Genomic DNA, 24,052 nt, shown 5'->3' with positions numbered 1-24,052 from the left:
TAGTACGCTTTGTGGTTAAGGCAGCCTTAGGTTGGGTTTCGTAGATTACCGTCTCAAGCAGCGGTATGGCTATACACGACCGGATCGTGGGATCTCGTATTGTTAATTATAGAAAAAGCCTGCGATAAACTGCCCTAAACGACAAGCTAACTCGCTTAACAAAACCACCAAAGAGGAAAACGCAAAAACGTATTGGTAAAAACGGGAATTAAAATTCATAATCTGCTGTGTTGTTAGTCCATTTGTCAACAAAATTAAGCAAAGGTTTTACGTTTTCAAAATAAATTGAAGATAGAATACCCATAAGTCAACAGATCTTTTTACTTACACGGTTAAACCGTAGCTAAGTAGTCGGCGGTCGGCGTATCGCTATCGATACCCAATTTTTTGCGAATCCGATAGCGATGTATCTCCACGCCCCTTACCGATATATTCTGCAGTTGTGCAATCTGCTTGGTTGAAAAATGCAACCGTAAGTACGCGCAAACTTTTAAGTCATTCCGAGATAACTTGGGATGTTTCTCTTTTAAACGATGCATAAAGCCGTCGTTAAGCTCATCAAAATGGCTGGCGAACTGATCCCAATGGCTGCTGTTCTTTTCCACATCGTTCAGCAGCGAGGTAATTTTTTTCAATTCGTTTCCTTCCTCCGCCCTGACATCCAATTTTGCCAATTCGACGCGAAGCTTACTCAGTGCACCGGTGTTTTCCATCAGCTGCATGCTGGCGCTGGCCAGCTCCTTCGTTTTAGACATGACCTCATGCTCCAGCTTTTCGTTTTGCAGCTTTACAATTTCTTTTTCATTTTTTTCTATTTCTAACTGATGGATGTACCGCATCTGCGTCAGCTTCTTATTGAAATCTTCCTCCTGTTTTCTCCATACGCGCTTCTGCCAAAGCACCAGTAGGTAGATCGCCAACAGCAAAATGAAGACATAGATGCCTATTGCCCAAATAGATTTATACCATGGTGGCCGGATTACAAATGTATAGGATGCTACTGCTGATAGGTCGGAAAGATTGTTTTTTGCGCGTACTTGGAAAGTGTATGTGCCGTTGGGCAAGTTGGTATACGCTTTTTCGGTTTCGCTTCCCCAAACAGACCATTCCCGATCGTAACCTTCCAAGCGATAGCTGTATTGCATATACGCTTGGATGCCATAGCTCGGCGACGCATACCTAAACAAAAAGGAATTGAAACGGGCCGGAAGGACCGCCGAAGCGGCCAAATTGTTGCCCTTGGCCTCTTCCGGCCGAACCACATGCCCATCGTAAATCGTACTATCGGTGGTCGCCGTCGCCCTTATGGACGAAAGCAATACCTGTGGCTTGTGTTTAACCGCAAGGTAGTTTTCGAAATCGATATGGATAAGACCGCGCTCCGAGCCAATATAAATATTGTTCTTGTCATAAGCATAGATGTTTTCAAATCCGGATGTTTGATGTCCCTCCAATTCAGGCAAATAAGTTATTTGATAGCGTTTGGTTTTAGGATCTTGCCGCGCCACCCCGATCCGCTTGCCGCTACAAAACCAAAGATGACCATCCGCATCTTCCTTTAGATACTTGATCGGCAGATCAGTAAACTCAGCTAAATCAGCAGCAGGCATGAACCGCGACTGCTGCTCGTCAAAGGTGTAGATACCTTTAGCCGTGCCGAATAGCAGTCGGTTGTTAACGCGAAAGACATAATTCTGGAAATCAGAAGGAAGCCCATCTTTTTCGGTAAACAGACGGGCGTCATACGCTGTGGCATCGTCGGCCAACCGTAAACGGTAAATACCGCGGTAAGGGTGCGACGCCCAAATACCGCCCCGGCTATCCATTTCAAGAAACCGGTACGAATCGGAAGGGCCTTTAAGCTTGTCGACACGCTCAAATCGCCCGTCGTTAAACCGAATGAGATCCAGGCCATAGTACGTACCCAGCAACGCCCGCTCGACCGGATACACGGCAGAAAGCGCCATCGGGAGCCAAGCGCCGGCTCCTTCCTCTAAAGCAACCAATCTGTCCTGCTGTATGCTAAAGAGACCACGGTTATGGGTCAGCAGCAGCTGCCCGTTAATCTCGGACACGCGCCAAGCTTCCCCGCCATCGCTTCCTGCAATCAACCTAAACTTACCGACAGATTGACTGTGGTTTTTAAACCCCGGCTGCAACGCTGTAACATAGACACCGTTGGATGAAGTTACGTACAGTTTCTCCTGAAAAATCAATGCCGAATAGCCCGTCACATCAAATTCCGCACTGGGTCTAAAATAACGGATAGCGCTGCCATAACTAATCACCGCGATGGCATTGTCTACGGCTGCCCAGATATTCTTCTGCCGGTCCACAAAAACCGTCGTTACGTTTTTATTTTGCAATCCTTCTGCCAGCCCGATCTTTTGCAATACATGCCCCTGTACATGCCGAACGACACAACCTTCCGAAGCCGTGGCGACAACGTATTCGTTGGTATTGATCAGTGCTAACGATGGCGTGTAAAGCCCGCCCGAGGGGGCGTGAACATGTTGTCGGCTCGCTACACTGTCTTGCAGCAAATAATCGCCATCTGTAAGGGTGGTGATAAGCAAGCGCTGATCGCCTAAGCTGGCCATGGAAGCAATCTTCATGGCTTTGAAGTCGTTGTGCCGTAGTACCTGTTTCCATTTTCCGTCGGCAAAACGCAATAAACCATGTTTGGCATCTTGCGCAAACAACTGGTTGCCCGCTTTTCCCATAAACTCCCAATTGACGTTTGCCGGATACACCTTTATCTGCCCGTTACGATACTCAAATATTTGCTTGTCTGTCCTGAAAAATACAGCCCGATCAAGACACACGGTATTCCAGGTATCCGCAAACTGCGCTTGTCCCTCGGCGAGTAGTCCTTTCAGCGAAACGTATGTGAGCTGCTGGTTTCGGTTCGGTTCGAAATAGCCGAACTCGCCCTGCCCCCCAACATAGACACGGTCATGCTCATCGATGGCGATCGAACGAACAATTGTATGGTTAGGCAAGGCATGACGCTTCCAATATTTTCCGTCAAACGTAATAAGACCTTCGTTGTTGGCGAAGTATAAGATCCCTCGGCTGTCCTGCTTGATGTCCCATGTCCGACTTCCACCCTGGAAAACCACTTTACCATAGTTGTGTACCATAGGTATACCCAACGGATTTTGCCCGTTCGATAACAGGGGGAACAGTATCAGTAATACAGCAGCCAGTTTGTCGATATACTTCATGACAAGGTTTATAAGAGATGATGATGTATGCTTGAAGTAGGTCAAATATAGCAAAATTGACAAACTACAGCAATATGAAGTAGAAATGATGTACCCTTCGATAAGCAGCGGGCTGAGGGGTTACACTAATTTTGATTCGCTAAGTTATAAACAAGAATTCCTAACCATGTTAATTTGATTGTGCATGAAAAACAAAGTAGTATTATTGACCGTCGTTACCTTGCTATTCGGTTTATGTCGTGATGCGCACGCGCAGACAAAAACGCTCAGCGGTAACATCAGCAATGAGGTGGGGAAGGCCGTCATTGCAACCATTACCGTTAAAGACCGGCCTGATTTGGGTACGAGCAGCGATGAGCGGGGCTTTTTCACCCTTGGCGTACCAACAACCACCGACTCTTTGGTTGTGTCGGCGGTGGGTTATGCCCGGAAGACCGTCCCTGTCACGGGCAACACCGTTAACGTGCAGCTTTCGGCCGACGGCAACTTGAATCTCGATGAGGTGGTGATCATCGGCTATGGCTCGCAGCGAAAGAGCGACCTTACTGCGCCCGTAGCGACCGTAAATGTGGAGAATTTGGTGAAACGCACCGTCTCCACACCGATGGATGCCCTACAGGGATCTGTCACCGGCGTGCAGGTTGTAAGCTCGGGCGCTCCTGGGGCAGGTGCGACCGTGCGCGTGCGGGGGGTAGGCTCCTTTAACAATGAAAGTCCTTTATATGTCGTCGATGGCATGTTCATGGACAATATCGACTTCTTGAATCCCAATGACATCGCAGACATGTCGGTATTGAAAGACGCATCTGGCGCTGCCATTTATGGCGTCAGGGCAGCAAACGGTGTGATCATCGTCACCACTAAAAAGGGTAGCCTGAACATGAAAGCGCGCGTCACTTACAATGGATACACCGGATTCCAAATCCCCACGAATGTCCTTAAAATGGCAAATGGACCTCAGTTTGCCGCCTATGCGCGTGCAAAAGGTGAAGGCTATATCGTCGACAATTCCATCGAAAAGTTTGGCGGACAGGGCGACGCTCCAACGACCAACACCGACTGGTATGGCGAACTGCTACGTTCAAAGGCGCTGATTACGAACCACAACATCGACGTGCAGGGCGGTAGCGACAAGATCACCTATACATTTGGCATCAATTACCTCGACCAAGATGGTATCATGGATGCCAAAAACTACCACAAAAAGTACAACATCCGCATGCAAACAGAAGCCCGCGTCACCGATTGGTTGAAAATAGGGTTTACGGCGCATCTCAACAATTTCAATGCTTTTTTACCGAACAACACGGCATTCAGACAAGCGTATTTCGCTTCGCCGCTTTATCCAGCCTACGATCCAACATTGGAAATGGCAGACCCGATAAAATTTGGGACAAGCGCTTCACTGGGTATTCCAACAGGATTCTGGTTCAACAATCCACTTGCAACAGCCCATTACAATCATAGCCAAGACAAAGGTTTCCAAATTTTGCCGAGTGCCTATGTCGAAGCGCAGCTGTGGAAAGATAAACTGACCTTTCGCTCGCAATTGAGCCAACGTTTGCAATCGACCCACGGTATAAACTACACCCCGGTATATTATATCGATAACGATCAACGTAGCGATCGCTCGTACTTACGATCTGCGCAAACACGAAATACAGACTATATTCTCGACAACCTCCTGACCTACCGCGACGAGGCTGGCAAACATCACTGGACCGTGCTTTTGGGACAATCTGTACGTGAGGAACGCTGGCGCGAGACTTGGGTGTCGGCAAACGACGTTCCTGCGGCAGAGGAGTTTTGGTATGTGGGGCAAGGCGCCCAAGGTATTGGATCGGCAACAGGTTATGGCGAAGGCGGGTCGCGAAACTCCGGCGTGTCGGCCTTCACCCGAGCCACCTATGATTATGACAACAAATACCTACTGACTGCCACATTCCGTGCCGATGGAAGCTCGAAATACCAAACGAAATGGGGCTACTTTCCCTCCATCGGGTTAGGCTGGGTATTAAGCCGTGAAAAGTTCATGGAAAACCAGTCGCTTTTCGACCTGTTAAAGATCCGTGGTAGCTGGGGTCTACTCGGCAACGATGGTATACAGCCTAACGCCGGCTACGCTATTGTAAATTCCGGCAACAACAACTCGGCCATCTTCGGCAGCATTGGCTCCACCTATGGTGCTCGCGTGCCGGGCTATCGTGTAGGCCGATTCTTCACACAAGTGCGTTGGGAAGTTGTGGAAGAATGGGACGGCGGTCTAGATTTTGCCTTGCTCAACAACAGATTGCATGGTACGGTGGACTACTATCACCGGAAAACCCGTGATCTGGCATTTAGCCGCCCGATTCCATTTATGTGGGATCGTGTGTACGGAAACTGGGGTAGCGTCGCCAACAGCGGCTGGGAGATCGGATTAGACTGGAAGGATCAAGTAGGTCAGTTTGGATACAACCTCGGCGTAAACCTTACCACGCTTAAAAATCGGGTGACCGATCTGGGTGGCTTGGACAATATCATGAACGGTTTTCCGGAATGGGCGGCGGAATTTCCCGCCAGAGTGGAAGAAGGACAACCGCTTAACTACTACTATGGCTATGAGGTGGCCGGCATCTATCAAACACAAGCCGAAATTGATGCAGACCCTATTGCCAGCCGTTATAACGAGCTTAATCCGGGATCGCCCATCAAGCCGGGGTATCTCAGGTACAAAGACCAAAATGGAAATGGTGAGCTCGACGAAGAAGATCGCATCAACCTAGGAAACTACCTACCTAAGCTCACCTACGGATTCAACATCGGCCTCCAATACAAAAAGTTCGATATGAACATCGCTTTTCAAGGCGTTGCCGGCAACAAAATACACAACCTCAATCGTGCCATGCGCCGCAAATACCCGCAGATGAACGCCGATGCGGCATTCATCGAAGGTCTATGGAATGGCGAAGGCAGCTCGAACATCTACCCTTCTGCCGAAGGAACCGTAGCTTCCTGGAATTTGCAAGCCAGCTCCTTTTTTGTGGAAAGTGGTGCTTACTTCCGTATTCAAAATATACAATTGGGCTATTCGTTCAATCTCGGCGAGTCTATGCCCATCCGGGTGTTTGCTACAGCAGACAGACCTGCTATCTTCACCCGCTACAAAGGCTTTACACCGGAAATATCCGGTATGGGCTACGATGCCAATGTGTATCCAATCTCGGCAACCTATAGTTTGGGATTACGTTTAAGCTTCTAATTTATAAAAGGACAATCATGAAAAAATTCAAATATATCATCATTTGTAGCTGCCTAGGTTTTGCGTCGCTTATGACTGGCTGCGAAAAATTCTTGGACAAGCCACTGGAGAATCAACAGCGTTCTGAGGAAATCAACTACAGCAACCTTGCCTTGATGTATGCACCCGTATCGGGCGTTTATCGCGCGGCCTCCGACGACAACCTCGTACATTGGATAGATCTTACCATCCGTTGCATGCGGGATGATGACTATCTGCAGGCCGCACCAAATGCCAATGACAATCCAGAATTGATGGCTATCAAAAATTTCCAGCGCGATGTAACCATACAGTCTTACTGGGGCCTGAACCAGTCGTGGATCAGCTATTACAGCTTGGCCATAACCGCAAACAACGCCCTGATGGAATTGGAACTTTTTGCAGCAAACATTCCTGCAGCAAACATGGAAGATGCTGCACTAAACCGCCAATATCAAGCGGAAGTTCGCTTTCTGCGCGCCTATGCCCATCTCATGGCTTCCCGGCTTTTTGGCGATGTGCCTATTCTTTCCGACAGCGGCGATATCGCACGCCTCACCACCATTGGAAAAAGTACGGCAGCGGAAGTTCGACAATTTATCATCTCCGAAATGGACGCCTGTATCCAGGACTTGGAAGATGCCCGTCCCAATCAATCAAAACATGTGGGCGCGGTGACCAGATATTCAGCCTTACTGTTGAAGGCCAAAGCCGCCGCCGATCTTGCGGGCAACGACAATGCAAGCCCCTACTGGGATCAGGTGTTGGACGCTACCAACGAAATTATTGCCAGCAATAAATTTTCGCTTTTCCCGGATTTTTATCAGCTGTTCAAGCTCCCCGGAAAGCTTAGCAATGAATCGCTTTTCGAGCTTCAGTATTCCGATTTCGGCCTTCCCGTGGGTGATATCGTTCGCCCAGGCGTGGATTGGGGGACGTTTTTTAGATGGCAAGGCCCTGCCGGCGATCAGCGAGGTAGCGCTATTTCCGGAGCCGGCTGGATCCCGCCGTCGCAAAATATTGTCGACTTCCTAACCAATAGAAACGATACAACCCGACTGCGGACAACAATTTTGGACTGTGGTATAAACGGGGATCCGGCCACATTCAAATTAACGCCCAGCGGAGATCGCGTGTACGGTAATACGTTTGGCATCAAACACTTTAACGGAAAGGCCTATCTTCCCGTTAACCAAATGACAGAAGGCAGGCTGGAGTACGGAGCCAACAACAATGTCCGCATCCTGCGATATGCTGACGCTTTGTTATTAAATGCCGAGGCCAAAGTGCGAAAAGGACAAAACGGAGATGAGCCTTTCCGATTGGTGCGTGAACGGGCAGGCATGCCCGCCATTGCCGGTGTTACCCTAGACCAGATATTGGACGAGCGTAGAGCTGAATTTGCTTGCGAATGGTGGGGCGAACGCTTTAATGACCTCGTGCGAACCGGTCGCGCACAGCAGGTATTCGGCGCGCGCTTCATCCCCGGACAGAGCGAGTATGTGCCCATACCACAAACGCAAATTGACGCGAACAGCAATTTTAGATAATTCGACAAAAAACACATACGATGATAAGACACATATTGGTATACCTTACGATCCTTTGCCTGTCGCTCGCAGAAATGTCGGCATCAGCGCAGCAAGAAAAGCCCATCAAGGCAACGATCGAGAGAACGGACGAAGGCTATACCATCATACGTGACGGCAAACCCTATTTTATTAAAGGCGCTGGTGGTACAAGCTACATCGAGCAGCTAAAGCACAAAGGGGGGAACTCCATCCGGACGTGGAGCACCGATGGCGCCAAGCAGATCCTGGACCGCGCCCAGCAACTTGGGCTAACCGTGACAATGGGTATACGCATGGGCGTTGAGCGGCACGGTTTTGATTATGATGACCCCGAAGCAGTCCAAGAACAGCTGAAACGTGTACGCCAAGAAATCATACAGTTCAAAGACCACCCCGCCCTATTGGCCTGGGGTATCGGCAACGAATTGAACCTACATTACAGCAATCCCAAAGTTTGGGATGCTGTCAATGGGGTGGCCCAGATGATCCACGATATTGATCCAAACCACTTGGTGACCACGATGCTGGCTGGCATCAACCAAAAGGAAATTGATCTCATCAAAGAAAAATGCCCAGCGCTCGACCTCCTCTCGGTACAGGTATATGGCGGGCTAGCGTCCGTGCCCGAACAGATCACTGCAGTGGGCTGGAAAAAGCCCTATATGGTCACGGAATGGGGACCTACGGGCCACTGGGAAGGATTGCAAACGCCATGGACGGCAGCTATCGAGGAAAACAGCAGTGAAAAGGCAGCTGTATACAAAAGCAGGTACGAGGCATCCATTGCCACGGACAAACGGTGTCTAGGTTCCTATGTATTCCTTTGGGGACAAAAACAGGAACGTACCCCGACCTGGTATGGTCTCTTCACGGAGGCGGGCGAGCAGAATGCAGTCGTTGACGTCATGGAGTATTTATGGACGGGGAAATATCCAAAAAATAGAGCGCCACAGCTTAACAGTTTTCAGTTGGACGGACGCAAAGCATCGGATATGATCTACTTAAAACCCAAACAAACCTATGCTTTGGACATTGCCGCGAGCGATCCGAATCAGGATCGGTTGACCACGCGGTGGGAACTTTTGCACGAGAGCACCGACCTCAAAGAAGGGGGCGACCGGGAAGCACGGCCCGAAGCAATTACTGACTTGGTTCGTGAGCAAGCATTCGACAGAGCAATACTTACCGCTCCGGAAGAAGAAGGTGCATACCGCATTTTTGCATATATTTCGGATGGAAAGAATAAGGTAGCAACGGCTAATATTCCTTTTTATGTCGGCACGCGCAAGCAGGATGAAGCGGCCGCATCGCCGACCGGTAAGGGGGCATACGCCTTTGCTACTACAGCAGTCTGGGCAGACGAGTTCAATCAAGACGGCATGCCCGATACCAGCAAATGGTCCTATGATTTCGGCTCTCCCTATCAGGGTTGGGGTAACAACGAATTGCAGTACTACACCCAAGCGGACAAAAAAAACGTGCATATTCGGGACGGACATCTACATATTACGGCACGCAAAGAAGCAGACAACAATAGGCCATATACCTCGGCACGCCTGGTAAGTAAGGGCAAGGGAGACTTTCTTTATGGACGATTTGAAGCGCGTGCCAAAGTCCCACGCGGCAGAGGCACCTGGCCCGCCATTTGGATGCTCCCTACGGCCAACGCATATGGAGGTTGGCCTAGTTCCGGCGAAATCGATATCCTGGAACACGTCGGTTACGATCAGGATGTCGTTCATATATCGACACATACCAAAGCGTACCATCATTCCATCAACACGCAAAAAACGGCAAGCACCAAGGTATCCGGTGCCGCAGACGACTTTCATCTTTATCGCGTAGATTGGACGCCGGCCTACATCAAGGGCTTTGTTGACGATGTAGAAATTTTTCATTTTTCGAACGAACAAACAGGATTTGAAGCTTGGCCATTTGATCAACAGTTCCACTGGCTGATCAACCTAGCCGTAGGCGGCAACTGGGGTGGCGCCCAAGGCATTGACGACAGCGTTTGGCCCGCAACATTCGAGGTCGATTACGTACGGGTCTATCCGTTGCTGCAGTAGGAATCATGCCGCTTGACGTATTAAAACGTGAAGTGACACCCTATCGATCCCCCAGCGCGAGCCTCTCCGCTGGGGGATTGTTTATTTCCCCCATTTACCGCCCACTTCAGATTTGAACGCCAAGGTTTTGGTTTCTTTTCGTAGATTTAGTTCTGCAAATGAACACACGCCCATGGCTAAAAAAAATCTGAAGGATGCCGGCATAATATTCTTGCTGGCTATCCTCCTCCTATCCTGCGAGCAGCGAACCGCCAAACAGTTTTTGGACACGATCGATCAACAAGAACGAATCGCGAACGATATCTTGCTAGGAGAAAAAGGCAGCGAATCCCGCAAGCTCGAACACATCATCAACAATAATTTTGACAGCGCCTTGCAAATCACCGCTAAACAGCAAATGGAGTTCGACAGCATCATCCGCCATATTCAGGATCTGCCTACCGCTAACCTCAAGGATGCCCAAGCTTTGCAAACAGCCTCGGTACAATATTATCAAGTATTAAAAAACCTATACGGCTATGCCGAGCAAGAAATTGAACAGCAAAAAATACTTTGGAATGCTAGCGGCAACGAACAGAGCAAAGCGCAGGACAAGTTGATGGAATTAACACAGCATAAACAAACGCTTTACCAAAGCGTCTATCGGGCCGATAGCGTGTTTTCCGCGGCAAAAGGTCAATTTGCACGGCAACACAAGTTGAGCCGATAGTCCGGCGTATTTGATGTGCGATGCTTCGCCTGTATACTCAATACGACGTCAGGCTCACCTGTTGAAAAACTGCTTTCTCAGACTCCCGTCCCCTGAAAAGCAGACCAGGTCGCGGACTTCTATCCCACGGCGATAGACCACCAATATTGGATAAACGGGCATCTTCTACGGCTATTTCCTGCCATTGGTTGCCCAGCGCAACATACGCCCTACAGCGCAGCCCTTCAACCAGCTCCAGTCGCAAACGGACAGTCTTCTGTTCCATCGGCGCAGCATATTGCCCTAGTTGCTGTTGTATACCTTGGTCTATCCGCCAAAATTCGACCAAGCCATCTTTAACCACCAAACCGATGGATCGATCTTTGTCCCCGTAGATGACCAAACCCTTCGCTGCCGACGGACTACTGCTGACCAGATCCACCACCGTTTCCAAACGGTAGTGCAGGCTATGCGGACGCCAAGCGAGCACCACGCCTGTGGGGTTGTCCGATGCGCTATGCCCACTCAATGCTAACCCAAACTTTCCGTAATGTATCTGCGGCGAAGCATAACGAAAGTCCCACTGCCAAAAGGACTGCTCGGGCTTTTTCCGACGAAAATCAATATGAACCGTTTCTGTGGGCTCTTCCACGGTCGCGGGTAAAAAGGTAAAAGTGGGCCGATCCTCCTTATCCCAATCAAATCGTGCAAGCAGCCCTTCTCTTCCGGTATAGGTTGTACCAGCCTTGCTGTAGCCATGAAATAGATAATAGCGATGCCCGTCTTTACCTTCCACGAAGGTTCCATGGCCCATACATTTCCAATCGTTATTTTCACCTAAAAGAACCGTTGTGCCGACCGGTTCATAGGGTCCTTTTATAGACTTTGAACGTACGGCCTGCACGCGATAGTCACATTGAACACCGCAACAATTACCTGCCGAATAAAACATATAGTAATACCCATCTTTCTTCAGAAAACTTTGTCCTTCGATGCCCACTCTGGCGGTATCCATCAATAGGGAAAAAGGCTCGCCTTCCAAACGTAGCCCATCTCGAGACAGCTTGCTGCCCAACAACTCTATCGGCCGCTCGTCCAGACCATACGCTTTCCAGGTCATATACAGATCCGAACCTTCGCGGACAACAAATGCATCAATGGATTCGCTGCCATAATCTACAACAATGCCCTGATCCACAAAATCGCGATCAGGAAATGCAGACGTTGCTACCCCGATACAGGATACACCATCCGACTTGCGCTTGGCAGAATAATAAACATAATACAAGCCCTCATGGTAAAAATACTCGGCTGCCCAAAAGGACGATTGGGCCCATTCCGGTGTCTGCTCGAACAAGAAACCTGTCTGCTCCCAATGCCGTAAGTCGTCAGATACATACATCGGGAAATGTGGGCCCCACTCGCTCGATGTACCAATACTATAGTATCGTCCCTCGCTATAAATGACGGTGGGATCCGGAAAATCGCCCGGTATCGTAGCACGCTGTCCGAAGCAAACACCGCAGAACAAAACAACATATAAGAGTATAGCTAACTTTTGAGAAAACGTTTTAGTTTCACAGGGAATAGACATAGTAGATTTATTTAGTTGCGTCGCAAAATACAAAAAAATAAATTTATCAACGACCTAGCTGTTTGGTCGTGTGCATGCGATCGCCAATCTGCAACATGCCGTGAAGTGAATCCGTGGACGACAAGCCTATCTGCACCCAGCATGCGCTGAAAAAATAAAAAACTGTAAGTAAACTATCGAATAACAAAAAAATAAAATCATCAATTAAACTCAATAGGACAAATAAAATTGTATGTGTTTTATAAAGTTATTAAAAATAAAAGGAAAATATGCTTTAAAAATGCTACGTAACATTCGTTTATAGTCGATCAACACTGTCATGTTGCACGTATACAGCAAGGCTTCCTTTTCACCGTGAAAAGCCTAGATGATCTGCTAATTTTTCAGGTATCCTTCCGATAACCTGTCGTCTTACACCTTTTTAGCATCTTATGCTGCATTTGAGACAGCGACTTCACGCAAAAGCGTGATGCATGAGGTTGACACCGTGAAGAGCAGATGCCATGTAGCAGATCCATTGACCAACAACACGTTGCTTTATTACTTATAATAAAAATGGTTTAACGGTAAAAAGAAATTCATTTTCAACTAACGAATGCTACGTAGCATTCGTATATCGTGTCCGTAATATACTGCTTTGTTTTTCTCCGGCGATGTCTTGAATTTCCTCGTCAAACTGTTGCTAAAACGCAGGAGACTATTGCTTATTGCCGACGAAATAGGAATCTCCTACAGCACCATGCCGCACATCCCGGATTCCTTGCCGTCTTTTGTACCGGTCATGCCGCCTGCCTACAGCATACCAGATTTAAAGCGCCGCATATGATGGAAGTTATGCGGTACGACACCGTGATAACGTCATATCGTCGAATGGACGCTATGAAAAGATGCGCTGGCCTACCTATCCGCACCCGAGACATCCTAAAGGGAAAGGAACAGCAATCGAGTTGGGTGATAAAGCAAAAAAAAATATCTTTAGCGAATCAATCCATACCGGAAAGCATGAAGAATTTTGAGACGGAAAGATTAATCTTAAAGCCAGCATCGCGGGAGGACGCGGCCTTTTTCCTGCAATTGTATAATATGCCCAAGTTTATTCAATTTATAGGTGATAGAAACCTCCGAACCCTCGAAGACGCGGAACGATACATCGAAAATCGCTTTCGCCCCCAATTTGACAAGTTGGGCTTTGGGAACTATGTCGTTATTTTGCGCGAGCGGGAAGAAAAGATAGGTGCCGTCGGCATCTTTGAACGGGAAGGGTTGGACGTTATGGACATCGGTTTCTCATTTCTCGAAGCCTACGAGGGCCAAGGCTATGCATATGAATCTGCTGCTCATCTCAAAGCAACAATCGCGAAACGTTATGGGGTCAACCGGCTCTCCGCCATCACCACCGAAGACAATCATGCGTCGCAGAAGCTTATTGAAAAGCTCGGTTTGTCTTTTCGCAAACATGTGATGTTGCCCGGTGAAGCCGTGGAACTCCGTTATTGCGAAAGCGACTAAGCATAGACCTGCCAAAAGCCTGCACAATGCCTGAAGCTGTTCTTATCCAGCAGCCCTCCTCCTCTTAAACCGAATACGTTCCCTATAGCCATCTATCTTTCCAAATTTAACCAGGCTTGCAGAACTACGATTCCACTTGCCGTAGCGCAGTTAACGCCATCTGCTCGCTCAGCGGTAATAAATTATCATGCCAAAGCAATCTTCACACGGGGATAAAATTAAACACTTGTTTAAATTAAACGATTGTTTAATTTTGTGCCAGATTTTAGTCACGACATGGAACTGAACAACAAACAACTGGAGATCATTGCGATTGCAAAAGCGCTTTTTGCGCAAAATGGCTTCGATGCCACGTCGGTGAGGGATATAGCCCAGCGCGCGCAAATCAATGTGGCCATGATCAACTATTATTTCGATTCGAAAGAGAATTTATTGGAGGTATTGATCAAACACGGCATAGAAGCGTACAAACTCGATGCACGAAAGTACGAAACAGCGTCAGATCCATTCCTTCGCTTAGCGAAGATGGTCGAACATTATGTCGACTCCAAATTTTCGGATCTGCACCTTTACCAAATTTTAACCAACGAAGCCAACAGCAAAAAAAGAGCTTCCTATGCGACGCTCTTCACGGCATTGCGCCGGCACAATATCGAACGTTTGCGGGAGGTTGTGGTCTACGGCGTAGAAAAAGGTGTCTTCCGTTTTTACGATCCCGTTTTGCTGCATACCACGATGATCGGAACCTTTTTAAATTTTAAGATGAATAAATCGGTGATGGAAGAATTTATTGATATCCCGAAAGGAATGAGCTTTGAAGACTATCTGAAAATTGAGCTTACAAAACACCTAAAATATATATTGAAAGCTATTTTGACCTATGAAAATTAAATATTGGAGTACAGCTTGCCTGCTGTTGGCGACGAGTGTATTCGGCTTTGCACAAGAGAAAAAGCACCTCGAACTAGCGGATGTCATTATATTGGCCGCCAGCCAATCGTCCAACGCCAAATTGTTGGATGCCCAGGTAAAGACCAGTCAACTGCGCTACGAAGAAGCGAAAGATAGCCGTCTCCCGGAAAGTAAGATTTCGGGCACTTACCTTGCGATAAACAACCCGACTGTCAACCTGAACATACCGACGGGATCGGGCGATGGTCTGGGCATATCTCCAAACCAATTGTTTATCGGACAGCTCTCCGTCAACATGCCCTTGTATACGGGCGGAAAGATCAAGAACGGCATTAAAAGTGCAGAAGACAGTTGGAAAGCGACTGCCTACGAAAGCTTGGCATCCAAGGAACAGCTTTCCTTGCAAGCCGTACACCTTTACCTCGCCCTATACCAAGCCCAGCAGACCGCAGACCTTATTGCCGAGAATATCAAAAAGGCAGCGCAACAGGTTGTGGATTTTAAAGCTATGGAGGAGAATGGCATTATCGCGCGTAACGATCTGCTCAAGGCTGAATTACAGCTATCCAACTTTAACGTCTCCTATCAGGAAGCGATGAAGAATGCAAAGGTCATCAATTACCAACTGAATACATTGCTAGGCTTAGATGAGCAAACCTGGATAGAGCACATCCGTTTGGAGGAACTCCCGTCCATGGACGAATCCATGGTGGAAGATCCGGCAGAACGCAACGAGATCAAATCGCTGTTGTCGCAGAAAGATGTGGCACAAGATCAGCTGAACATCAACAAGGCGGCTTATCACCCTACGCTATTTGCCACCGGTGGATACGCGGCGCTGCACGTGCAGAACCTCCTTACCGTGACCAATGCAGCCAATATTGGGTTAGGACTGTCTTATGATATCGGCTCGCTCTACAAAAACAAGAAAAAAATTCGGGTCGCGCAGCAGCAACTCCACAGCATCGATGAGCACCTCGCCGTGGTAAACGACAAGATCAAGAACGAGATCAATGAAGCGCAGGAAAATGTGCGCTTGGCTAAGACAAAAAACAGTCTGTACGCGGAAGCACTGGCGCAGTCAAACGAAAATTATCGGATCGTGAAGGATAAATACGACAACGGTGTAGCCGACACGGACGACTTGCTCGAGGCAGACGTACAACAGCTGCAAAGCAAGATCAACCTTGCGCTTGGTAAGGCCTCCCTCATTGAAAAATATTACGATCTATTATTCGCAACTGGACATTTCACCATCAAATAAACCTGTACAATAACATGGAAACGACAACAGCACATAAAAAACCGGCAAATAAAAAATTTATTATTGTATTTGCATTGATCGTCCTTTTGGTCGGCGGATTTGGCATTTACAAATACAAGCACAGTCAAGCGCACGAAACAACCGATGATGCGCAGGTGGAGCGAAACCTGACGCCGATACTGCCGCGTGTGGGCGGATACATTGAGCAGGTGTATGTACGCGATAACCAACTTGTAAAAAAAGGAGATACGCTGTTCACCATACAGCCGGTAGACTATGAAGTACGCGTGCAGGAGGCTCGCGCAGCCCTGTTGGTTGCAGAAAGCTCTTTGGAAGTATCCAAAGCAGACGTGTTTGCCAGCAGTGCAAATGTCGCCATCTCTGACGCAACGATCCAGTCCAACACCGGCACGATCGAAGCCGCGGAAATTCGTGCAAAGCAGGCCAATAACGATTTCGAACGCTACGCCAACCTCTACCAAAACCACTCCATAACGAAACAGCAATACGAGCAGGCGCAGACTGCCAAACTGGAAACCGACAAGCAGGTAGAGGTATTGCAGCAGCAACGCAAAGCCAGCAGTTCGCAGAAATCAGCTGTGATGAGCAAAACCGACGTAGCCAGCAAGCAGACCGCCGTGGCAAAGGCGAACATCGAAAAAGCCAAGGCGATGTTGAAGGCCGCAGAGCTTAACCTTTCCTACACAGTGATCACTGCTGCGGTAGACGGACAGGTGTCCAACATCAAGCTGCAGCCCGGACAATTCGTGAACCCCGGCCAATCGCTTTTCTATGTCATCAACAATAGGGAAACCTGGGTGGTTGCCAATTTTAAGGAAACACAACTGAACAAAATTAGGGCTGGACAAAAGGTGGAAATCAAGGTGGACGCTTTTCCGGACGACATCATCGAAGGCGAGGTACAGTCCTTCTCGCCGGCCACCGGATCTCGGTTTTCCCTTTTGCCGCCAGACAACGCCACCGGAAACTTCGTGAAAACGGTACAGCGGCTTCCGGTCAAGATCACGTTTACGGCAAGCAACAAGCCGGAACTGATCGCGATGCTGCGCCCGGGCATGAATGCAGACGTGGATGTACATGTACAATAAATTATGGAAACTTTATCCGATCAACACAATCTTGTCGAGTACGGTTTCAAACGTATCCTGATTACCTTTACCTGTATCTTGTGCGCGCTTTTGGAGATCGTGGATACGACCATCGTCAATGTGGCGCTCAATGACATGAAGGGTAGCTTAGGCGCCACCCTGACCGACGTAGCCTGGGTTATCACGGCCTATGCCATCGCCAATGTGATCATCATTCCAATGACCAGCTGGCTCTCGCAACAGTTTGGGCGACGCAATTACTTTGCGGCCTCCATCATTCTTTTTACCGTCTCCTCCTTTCTATGCGGCAATGCCAACAACATCTGGGAGCTGGTAGCCTTTCGTTTTTTGCAGGGCATGGGTGGCGGAGCACTTTTGGTGACCGCACAGACGATCTTGACCGAAACATACCCTCCGGAAAAGCGAAGCATGGCGCAGGCCATCTATGGAATGGGCGTTATTGTTGGCCCAACCTTGGGTCCGCCACTTGGCGGATATATCGTAGACAACTTTTCTTGGCCATATATCTTCTATATAAACGTGCCGCTGGGCATCCTGGCGACCATCATGACCGTCTATTTGGTAAAAAGTCCGCGCTATGGGCAAAAGCAATCTGCAAAAGAGGTCGACTGGTGGGGCATGTTATTTCTCATGATGTTCATTGGATCCCTGCAATTTGTTTTGGAACATGGACAACAGGACGACTGGTTTGAAGATCCTACCATTGTCGTGCTCTCCATATTATCGTTTTTTGGCCTTTTCTTTTTCATATGGCGCGAGCTGACCTACGCGAAACCGATTGTCAATCTGCGGGTATTGAAAGACAAGAACCTGCAAATAGGTACAATCATGAGCTTCATTCTAGGCTTCGGATTATTCGGTTCGACATTTATCATCCCCATCTACACCCAGTCCATCCTCGGCTGGACGGCCACCGATGCAGGCATGCTGCTTATCCCTAGTTCGATCATGACGGGACTGATGATGCCCTTCATCGGAAAGATGATCCAAGCCGGCGTACCGCAAAAATATATGGTAGCATTGGGCCTCTGCATATTTTTCGGCTACTCGTTATTTATGTACAGCATGATTACAAACGACACCGGTAGCGAACATATGTTCTGGCCGCTCATTATCCGTGGTATAGGCTTAGGACTCCTATTCGTCCCGATCATGACGCTGCCATTGTCTACCCTATCCGGCAAAGCTATTGGCGAGGGCGCATCCTTCACAGGAATGAGCCGACAGCTCGGTGGATCGTTTGGCATTGCACTTATCACGACCTTCATCTCGCGAGATAGCCAGCATCACCGCGTCGACCTGATAGCGCACATTGATCCTTCCCGTTTTGAAGTGCAACAGCGACTGGAAGGGCTGCAGGCATCCTTTATGGGGAAGGGGTTTTCGGCCAATGAGGCCCTGGCCAAGGCTCAGCAACTGATAGAAGGCTCCGTTATGAAGCAAGCTACGATCCTCTCTTACATGGACGTCTTCCTCTATTTGGGTATATTATTCTTGATTTGCGTACCTTTTGTACTTTTTATAAAACAAGGCAAGAATAAAGTAAATCCATCCAATTTGCATTAAACATTCCCTTCTTTAGGAGAAACGTGCCGCCTATAGCCTTTACCTATTGCCAGCACGTTTCTTTCATACCCTTAGCGCCACGATAGAGACACCACGTCCACAATCTATTTTTTTTCAAAAAAAAGGGAAGAAACAGGGTTGTTTTTTCTTTTTTTGTAGAGTAAATTCGACACGAGTGGTTAAACACCTAAATAAAACCGTAATGGGCATTTTTTGTTGGTAAAAATTTGGTTGGATCGTGTTAAATTATTCAATTAAATTCACCAAAAAGTGAAACAGCATAACCCCCTGCTAAACAAGACCTAGAAGAAGAAAAAAAAATTAACAATTACTTGATATATTCGATATAAATATTGAATTTTATCCCCGAACACTATACACAATTAAAGGTAATTCTTACCATGGCACGAAAAAAGAACCAAACAACAGAACCTATCGAGGCGCTTCCTGTGAAGAAGCCACGGAAGGTTGTATCCGGGCCAATCCGGGACAAAGAAAAAACAAAACGGAGGTTGATCGCCACTGTCGGGAAAGTTTTGCAGAAATACACTTACTCTGGCTTAACAATCACGAACATTGCGAAAGAGTCCGGGCTTAATCCGAAGTTGATCTATCTGTACTTTGGCAGTTTGGACGGCTTGATTGAGGAATATATTTTGGAGAAGGACTTTTGGTCCGCAAGATCGCGAACACACCTTACGGATCTTCTCGAACAGCCGGAATCAATCGGGCCTGACGCGATCAACGAAATGATGCAGTTGCAATTTGATGCGTTCTTGAAGGATAAGTCTACACAGCGTATCATTCATTGGGAAATGGGCATGAAAAATAAGTTGCTTCGCAAAGTAGCCGACGACCGCGAGGAGTTGAGCAATCAATTGCTTGCACACGTCGATTCAACATTTGAAGGGACAGATGTTGATATCCGTGCAACGATGGCTCTTATACTGGGCGGTGTTTACTACCTGACATTGCATGCCAAGAATAATGGCAGTACGATCGCGGGTATAGATATCAACGAAGACGAAGGAAGGGAACGCATCGAAAAGGCAATCGAAAGACTTATCGCGCGTGACTTCGAAGCTGTTGAAAGCCAACCTAAGAAAAAATCGGGTAAAAAGAAGTAAAGATCCCACGGCTGTCAGAAATGATGGATCAAAAACCTATTTCTGCAATCCGAAACCGAAAAATCGAAAAGCACGATAGGTTGACGATACACTTTTTTGACAGCTTTTCTTTTGGCACAGCTTCGAGATTGCCTCAGGTGTGGGTTACCTGCATGATGCCTTGACCAGCAGCTACAATCGTTTCCATATTAAACAAAAAACATGATCGCTACCATCGCTATTCTATGTACGGCTTTAGTTGCCCTGGAGCATATATACATCCTTTGGATGGAAATGTTTGCCTGGGAAAGCAAAGGCCGAGCAACCTTTAAAGGATCGCTACCCGACCACCTGTTTACGCCTACGAAAGGTCTCGCGGCCAATCAGGGTTTATACAACGGCTTCTTGGCAGCCGGTCTTATCTGGTCATTCCTAATCCAAGATCCGCTATGGAGTAGCAATGTACGACTTTTCTTTTTAGGGTGCGTGGCCACCGCTGGTGTTTATGGTGCAATAACGGCTTCTCCCAAAATATTTTTCGTGCAGGCTCTACCTGCTTTGATCGCCATCCTTTTCGTTCTGTTGGAGCGTTTTGGATAGTCTACATCATGGAATCCGCTGCCGGTTAAACGCGAGACGTCGAAACAGGCTACGGATTTGATCTTTTGGACATTTCCTCCACGACCATAGGGAGCGCTTTTCTAAACCATATGGTGAATGCCTGCGGCGAGCGTGTGAGCCAATCGGCTAAGGTATCTAGGTCGATCCACTGGAAATCTGCCACCTCTTCCCTATTGATTTTAGGATCACCATCGAATGTACCGACGAAAACATGATCCAGCTCATGCTCCACCAACCCATTTTCAACCCGACCATGATAGACAAAAGAAAATGTACGTTGCAGCTTACACTGTATGCCCATTTCATAGTCCAAACGTTCCGATGCGCTTGCGGCTAGGGTCTCGCCGGCCTGTGGATGCGAGCAACAGGCATTTGTCCACAATCCAGCACCATGGTATTTGGTTTCCGCACGCTGGTGGATAAGCATTTGCCCGAAACTATTGAAGATAAATATCGAAAAAGCCCGGTGCAAGCGCCCTTCCTGATGCGCTTGTAGCTTGTCCATTTCGCCTAGAACAGTATCCTGCCTGTCCACCAATAATACCTTGTCGCGTAGCATCATCAACTCTCCTTATTTTTATTCAACGCCTGTTTATATACCTTCAATGCTCGATCACGCGCAAACTCGTGCTTCACAATCGGCTCTTTCTCAAGCGACTCGAAATCAGGGTTCCATTCCTTCACATAGGCAAGATCCTTGTCAAATTTTTTGGTTTGCGCCGAGGGGTTGAATATACGGAAATATGGGGCTGCATCACATCCACAGCCCGCTGCCCATTGCCAATTCCCATTGTTGGACGACAGCTCGTAATCCAACAATTTTGTGGCGAAATAAGCTTCTCCCCAACGCCAGTCGATCAGCAGGTGCTTCGTCAGAAAGCTAGCCGTCACCATGCGCACGCGGTTGTGCATAAATCCGGTTTCATTCAATTGGCGCATGCCGGCGTCCACCAGCGGATATCCGGTTTTGCCTGCGCACCATAGATCGAATTCTTTTTCGTTATTCCGCCACTTAATATGCTCGTATTGCGGCTTAAAACACGTATCCACCACTTTGGGAAAATGAGCCAGGATCTGCATAAAAAATTCCCGCCAAATAAGTTCATTCAGCCATGTGCCGTTATGTTTTAACGCAAACCGTACACAGGCTCTCACGGAGATTGTCCCAAAGCGCAGCGCAATCCCCAAACGAGTGGTATGATCTTTTGCAGGGAAATCACGGTTCTCGCCATAATCGTCAATGATCGTTGCATCCAACCGAGGGCGTTTAAACGCAATATCCGTCTTCTTGAAACCGATATCCTCCAATCTTGGCAGCGCCTTTTTCTTGAGCGGCAGCAAGTGATCCGTTTTCATGATGGCTGCCCGATAGTCCTTATCCTCCAGTTTCTCCTTCCACTTCCGGCTGTAAGGCGTATATACGGTATAAGGGGTGCCATCTGCCTTTAAAATATCGTCCCGCTCAAAAATCACCTGATCCTTCACCGTCACAAAAGATATCCCACGGTCCTTCAGCGATTTCTCCACCTCGCTATCCCGTTTTATCGCATCAGGCTCATAATCTCGGCTAGCGTACACGCTGGCTATGTCATATTCTTTATGAAGGGCGGCAAATACCGACAAGGGCTCCGCATGAAACACACGGATATCTCCGCCAGCTGCCAACAGGTCTTCTTGCAGGGCTTGCAAAGCCTGGTGAATGTAGTCGACACGTTTGTCATACTTATCGGTCAGCTTTCCCAAGATCTTCGGATCGAAAATAAAAATGGGCAGCACCGGAAAACCACTTTGCAGGGCGGCCCGCATCCCGCTGTTATCCGAAAGCCTTAAATCACGTCGAAACCAAAATACCGCTATCTTATCTTTCATCATCATCTGCTAGGAGCCGGTAGACACTGCTGTTCCAGTGGCACCCTCCTCCTTCTTTTTAAAAAGGTTAAAAAAATAAATATTCCAAAGGAACAGGCTGAAACCGTAGACGGCATCTTCCACCGGCACGGTGAGCACCCTGATGCCCCAAAAATGTGCTGGATTATAGTTGACAACCGCTTCTTCCAATCCTGTGCCCGTAAGCACGCCGTTTACAAGGAAAAAACCGATAAGCAGAACAGCGTAGAGTGTAGAGGCCCTTCCTATCCAACGTACTTTGGCAACGAGCGCGAGATAAGCAAAGGTAGCTGCGGTTAGCACGAAAGTCACGAAAGGATAAATCTTGCCCCAAGACAAGATAGCCAACGCGACACACAGCAGTATGACAGCGAGCGAAAAAAACAACGAAGTTTTTGGAGACCATTCCAAATCATAGAATGTAGTCAAGCAATGGTAGGTAAACACGCAAGAAAAGGGGATGCATATAAAAAAGAGAATCTCTTCGATGGGCAATCCGGCCACTCGGAATCCGAGCAGGTACCGATCGTTGAACCACCACACACCGTGTGCCGTAAACCAAATATCCCACGCAATAAAGAAAACCGCCACGAGCGAACTAGCTTGGAGGAAGGCTCCAAAATGTCTATCAAATCTTATTTTTCGATGAAAGGAAAAAATAAAGCAAATGATAACCGTGAAAAAGTTGATGAGCAGATACGTATATGCTTCCATGCTTTATTTTTTGTTGAAATACATTTTAAAGTACTGCACAGGCACCCACAGAAAACCGAAACACTCTCCATGGTATTTCGTAACATGTTTGTGGTGCTGTTTGTGTGCCCGGCGAATAGCCTTTAGGTAGGGATTTTTCGTCTGCTTGAGCAAGGGAATGCGCTGGTGGATAAAGATGTCATGAACAAAAAAGTAAGCCATACCATACAGTGCAATGCCAAGACCTATGTAAAACGTAATCGTGTAGCCTTGTACCGTTCCGATATAAAGCAGCGCAATGGCAGGCAAAGCAAACACGACGAAGAAATAATCGTTTTTTTCTAATGTTTTCGCATGCTTGGGGTCGTGATGATCGGCATGCCAGCGCCACATGAAGCCGTGCATAACATATTTATGAACCACCCAGGTAAATCCTTCCATCAGGACAATTACAGCGACGACGATCAGCACATTAATCAATATCTGCATCATTTAATATTTTTTCAAGAGTTTGGTAACGAAAGTCAAATATTTCGCGAAGTTTTTTTCTCACTACTATCCGATGAGCCAATGTACCCAATATACCAAAAGGAAGCTCATACTGCACGGTATCCTTCATGCGCACACCTGCACCTTCCTCAAAAAATTCATGTTGGTGCCGCCATAATTTATACGGACCTTTTTCCTGCAAGTCTACAAAGCTGCGCTGGGGATGTACTTCAAGTATCTTTGTCTGCCAAGCCAGCCGGATGCCCAAAAGGGGTCTTACATAGTAATTTATCCGCATGCCTTCGTAGATCTCTTCTTCGTCAAATGTATTCAATACGGTAAAGTCTAACGAATCGGGAGTAATGGTGGCCAAGTTATGGGGATTTGTGAAGAAACGCCAAGTTTCCTCCAGACTACAGCTGAGAAATTGGGTACGTTCGAGTGTGTAGATCATCGCGGATAAATTA

At 47.7% G+C, this 24,052-nt stretch carries 18 protein-coding genes; 11 read left to right on the top strand and 7 right to left on the bottom strand.

Going from position 1 to position 24,052, the window contains the following annotated elements:
- Positions 1 to 332 precede the first annotated feature (332 nt).
- Positions 333 to 3,227: a triple tyrosine motif-containing protein gene (locus tag IE165_RS01685; protein ID WP_189624853.1), complete on the bottom strand. Its 2,895-nt coding sequence runs from the start codon at positions 3,225 to 3,227 to the stop codon at positions 333 to 335.
- 184 nt (positions 3,228 to 3,411) lie between these two features.
- Between IE165_RS01685 and IE165_RS01680 the strand changes: the two genes are divergently transcribed.
- From IE165_RS01680 to IE165_RS01660, 4 genes are all read left to right on the top strand, one after another.
- Entirely contained in the window at positions 3,412 to 6,468 is a 3,057-nt protein-coding gene (locus tag IE165_RS01680; protein WP_189624852.1) for a SusC/RagA family TonB-linked outer membrane protein, read from the top strand.
- Between the two features lie 17 nt (positions 6,469 to 6,485).
- Positions 6,486 to 8,036 (top strand): RagB/SusD family nutrient uptake outer membrane protein, encoded by a 1,551-nt coding sequence (locus IE165_RS01675; RefSeq protein WP_189624851.1) that lies wholly within the window; start codon positions 6,486 to 6,488, stop codon positions 8,034 to 8,036.
- 20 nt (positions 8,037 to 8,056) lie between these two features.
- Positions 8,057 to 10,126 (top strand): glycoside hydrolase family 16 protein, encoded by a 2,070-nt coding sequence (locus tag IE165_RS18470; protein WP_229826273.1) that lies wholly within the window; start codon positions 8,057 to 8,059, stop codon positions 10,124 to 10,126.
- Between the two features lie 172 nt (positions 10,127 to 10,298).
- Positions 10,299 to 10,835 (top strand): hypothetical protein, encoded by a 537-nt coding sequence (locus tag IE165_RS01660; protein WP_189624850.1) that lies wholly within the window; start codon positions 10,299 to 10,301, stop codon positions 10,833 to 10,835.
- 37 nt (positions 10,836 to 10,872) lie between these two features.
- Here the strand turns inward: IE165_RS01660 and IE165_RS01655 are convergent, their stop codons facing one another.
- Positions 10,873 to 12,408, bottom strand: a complete 1,536-nt coding sequence (locus IE165_RS01655) for a glycoside hydrolase family 43 protein (RefSeq protein WP_189624849.1) — start codon at positions 12,406 to 12,408, stop codon at positions 10,873 to 10,875.
- Between the two features lie 879 nt (positions 12,409 to 13,287).
- Here IE165_RS01655 and IE165_RS01650 point away from each other — a divergent pair.
- The 7 genes from IE165_RS01650 to IE165_RS01620 all read left to right on the top strand — a co-directional run bounded on the left by IE165_RS01650 (position 13,288) and on the right by IE165_RS01620 (position 20,495).
- The gene (locus IE165_RS01650) at positions 13,288 to 13,917 is read left to right on the top strand and encodes a GNAT family N-acetyltransferase (protein ID WP_229826271.1); all 630 of its coding nucleotides are present in this window, start codon (positions 13,288 to 13,290) and stop codon (positions 13,915 to 13,917) included.
- Between the two features lie 255 nt (positions 13,918 to 14,172).
- Positions 14,173 to 14,808: a TetR/AcrR family transcriptional regulator gene (locus IE165_RS01645; RefSeq protein WP_189624848.1), complete on the top strand. Its 636-nt coding sequence runs from the start codon at positions 14,173 to 14,175 to the stop codon at positions 14,806 to 14,808.
- Positions 14,798 to 16,093, top strand: coding sequence for a TolC family protein (locus tag IE165_RS01640; protein ID WP_189624847.1), 1,296 nt, complete (start codon positions 14,798 to 14,800; stop codon positions 16,091 to 16,093). The genes IE165_RS01645 and IE165_RS01640 overlap by 11 nt, the downstream gene beginning before the upstream one ends.
- Positions 16,094 to 16,107: 14 nt before the next feature.
- Positions 16,108 to 17,202 (top strand): HlyD family secretion protein, encoded by a 1,095-nt coding sequence (locus tag IE165_RS01635; protein WP_189624846.1) that lies wholly within the window; start codon positions 16,108 to 16,110, stop codon positions 17,200 to 17,202.
- 3 nt (positions 17,203 to 17,205) lie between these two features.
- Positions 17,206 to 18,789 carry an MDR family MFS transporter gene (locus IE165_RS01630; protein WP_189624845.1) on the top strand — a complete coding sequence of 528 codons (1,584 nt, stop codon included), beginning with the start codon at positions 17,206 to 17,208 and terminating at the stop codon, positions 18,787 to 18,789.
- Positions 18,790 to 19,190: 401 nt separating this feature from the next.
- On the top strand, positions 19,191 to 19,916 hold the full coding sequence (locus tag IE165_RS01625) for a TetR/AcrR family transcriptional regulator (RefSeq protein ID WP_189624844.1): 726 nt from the start codon (positions 19,191 to 19,193) through the stop codon (positions 19,914 to 19,916).
- Positions 19,917 to 20,117: 201 nt separating this feature from the next.
- Complete coding sequence (locus IE165_RS01620; RefSeq protein ID WP_189624843.1) at positions 20,118 to 20,495, top strand: DUF1304 domain-containing protein; 378 nt, start codon at positions 20,118 to 20,120, stop codon at positions 20,493 to 20,495.
- A gap of 49 nt (positions 20,496 to 20,544) precedes the next feature.
- Here IE165_RS01620 and idi read toward each other — a convergent pair whose 3' ends face one another.
- From idi to IE165_RS01595, 5 genes are read right to left on the bottom strand one after another with little or no spacing between them, the layout of a single operon-like run.
- Positions 20,545 to 21,078: an isopentenyl-diphosphate Delta-isomerase gene (gene idi / locus IE165_RS01615; protein ID WP_229826269.1), complete on the bottom strand. Its 534-nt coding sequence runs from the start codon at positions 21,076 to 21,078 to the stop codon at positions 20,545 to 20,547.
- Positions 21,078 to 22,385 carry a cryptochrome/photolyase family protein gene (locus IE165_RS01610; protein ID WP_189624940.1) on the bottom strand — a complete coding sequence of 436 codons (1,308 nt, stop codon included), beginning with the start codon at positions 22,383 to 22,385 and terminating at the stop codon, positions 21,078 to 21,080. Before IE165_RS01610 ends, idi begins: the two co-directional genes overlap by 1 nt.
- 9 nt (positions 22,386 to 22,394) lie before the next feature.
- Complete coding sequence (locus IE165_RS01605; RefSeq protein ID WP_189624842.1) at positions 22,395 to 23,117, bottom strand: lycopene cyclase domain-containing protein; 723 nt, start codon at positions 23,115 to 23,117, stop codon at positions 22,395 to 22,397.
- Between the two features lie 3 nt (positions 23,118 to 23,120).
- Positions 23,121 to 23,588: a sterol desaturase family protein gene (locus tag IE165_RS01600; RefSeq protein WP_229826268.1), complete on the bottom strand. Its 468-nt coding sequence runs from the start codon at positions 23,586 to 23,588 to the stop codon at positions 23,121 to 23,123.
- Positions 23,569 to 24,039 (bottom strand): SRPBCC family protein, encoded by a 471-nt coding sequence (locus IE165_RS01595; RefSeq protein WP_189624841.1) that lies wholly within the window; start codon positions 24,037 to 24,039, stop codon positions 23,569 to 23,571. The genes IE165_RS01600 and IE165_RS01595 overlap by 20 nt, the downstream gene beginning before the upstream one ends.
- Between the last annotated feature and the right edge of the window lie 13 nt (positions 24,040 to 24,052).

Source organism: Sphingobacterium griseoflavum (assembly GCF_014653155.1).
In the GTDB taxonomy this organism is placed as follows: domain Bacteria; phylum Bacteroidota; class Bacteroidia; order Sphingobacteriales; family Sphingobacteriaceae; genus Sphingobacterium; species Sphingobacterium griseoflavum.
Note: the sequence above shows the minus strand (reverse complement) of the source record. Positions and strands in the feature narration are given on the sequence as shown.

Bases quoted from the DNA above. Each gene is read 5' to 3' on its own strand.
- IE165_RS01685 (WP_189624853.1), bottom strand. From the start codon at position 3,227: ATGAAGTATATCGACAAACTGGCTGCTGTATTACTGATACTGTTCCCC.
- IE165_RS01680 (WP_189624852.1), top strand. From the start codon at position 3,412: ATGAAAAACAAAGTAGTATTATTGACCGTCGTTACCTTGCTATTCGGT.
- IE165_RS01675 (WP_189624851.1), top strand. From the start codon at position 6,486: ATGAAAAAATTCAAATATATCATCATTTGTAGCTGCCTAGGTTTTGCG.
- IE165_RS18470 (WP_229826273.1), top strand. From the start codon at position 8,057: ATGATAAGACACATATTGGTATACCTTACGATCCTTTGCCTGTCGCTC.
- IE165_RS01660 (WP_189624850.1), top strand. From the start codon at position 10,299: ATGGCTAAAAAAAATCTGAAGGATGCCGGCATAATATTCTTGCTGGCT.
- IE165_RS01655 (WP_189624849.1), bottom strand. From the start codon at position 12,408: ATGTCTATTCCCTGTGAAACTAAAACGTTTTCTCAAAAGTTAGCTATA.
- IE165_RS01650 (WP_229826271.1), top strand. From the start codon at position 13,288: ATGAAAAGATGCGCTGGCCTACCTATCCGCACCCGAGACATCCTAAAG.
- IE165_RS01640 (WP_189624847.1), top strand. From the start codon at position 14,798: ATGAAAATTAAATATTGGAGTACAGCTTGCCTGCTGTTGGCGACGAGT.
- IE165_RS01635 (WP_189624846.1), top strand. From the start codon at position 16,108: ATGGAAACGACAACAGCACATAAAAAACCGGCAAATAAAAAATTTATT.
- IE165_RS01630 (WP_189624845.1), top strand. From the start codon at position 17,206: ATGGAAACTTTATCCGATCAACACAATCTTGTCGAGTACGGTTTCAAA.
- IE165_RS01625 (WP_189624844.1), top strand. From the start codon at position 19,191: ATGGCACGAAAAAAGAACCAAACAACAGAACCTATCGAGGCGCTTCCT.
- IE165_RS01620 (WP_189624843.1), top strand. From the start codon at position 20,118: ATGATCGCTACCATCGCTATTCTATGTACGGCTTTAGTTGCCCTGGAG.
- idi (WP_229826269.1), bottom strand. From the start codon at position 21,078: ATGATGCTACGCGACAAGGTATTATTGGTGGACAGGCAGGATACTGTT.
- IE165_RS01610 (WP_189624940.1), bottom strand. From the start codon at position 22,385: ATGAAAGATAAGATAGCGGTATTTTGGTTTCGACGTGATTTAAGGCTT.
- IE165_RS01605 (WP_189624842.1), bottom strand. From the start codon at position 23,117: ATGGAAGCATATACGTATCTGCTCATCAACTTTTTCACGGTTATCATT.
- IE165_RS01600 (WP_229826268.1), bottom strand. From the start codon at position 23,588: ATGATGCAGATATTGATTAATGTGCTGATCGTCGTCGCTGTAATTGTC.
- IE165_RS01595 (WP_189624841.1), bottom strand. From the start codon at position 24,039: ATGATCTACACACTCGAACGTACCCAATTTCTCAGCTGTAGTCTGGAG.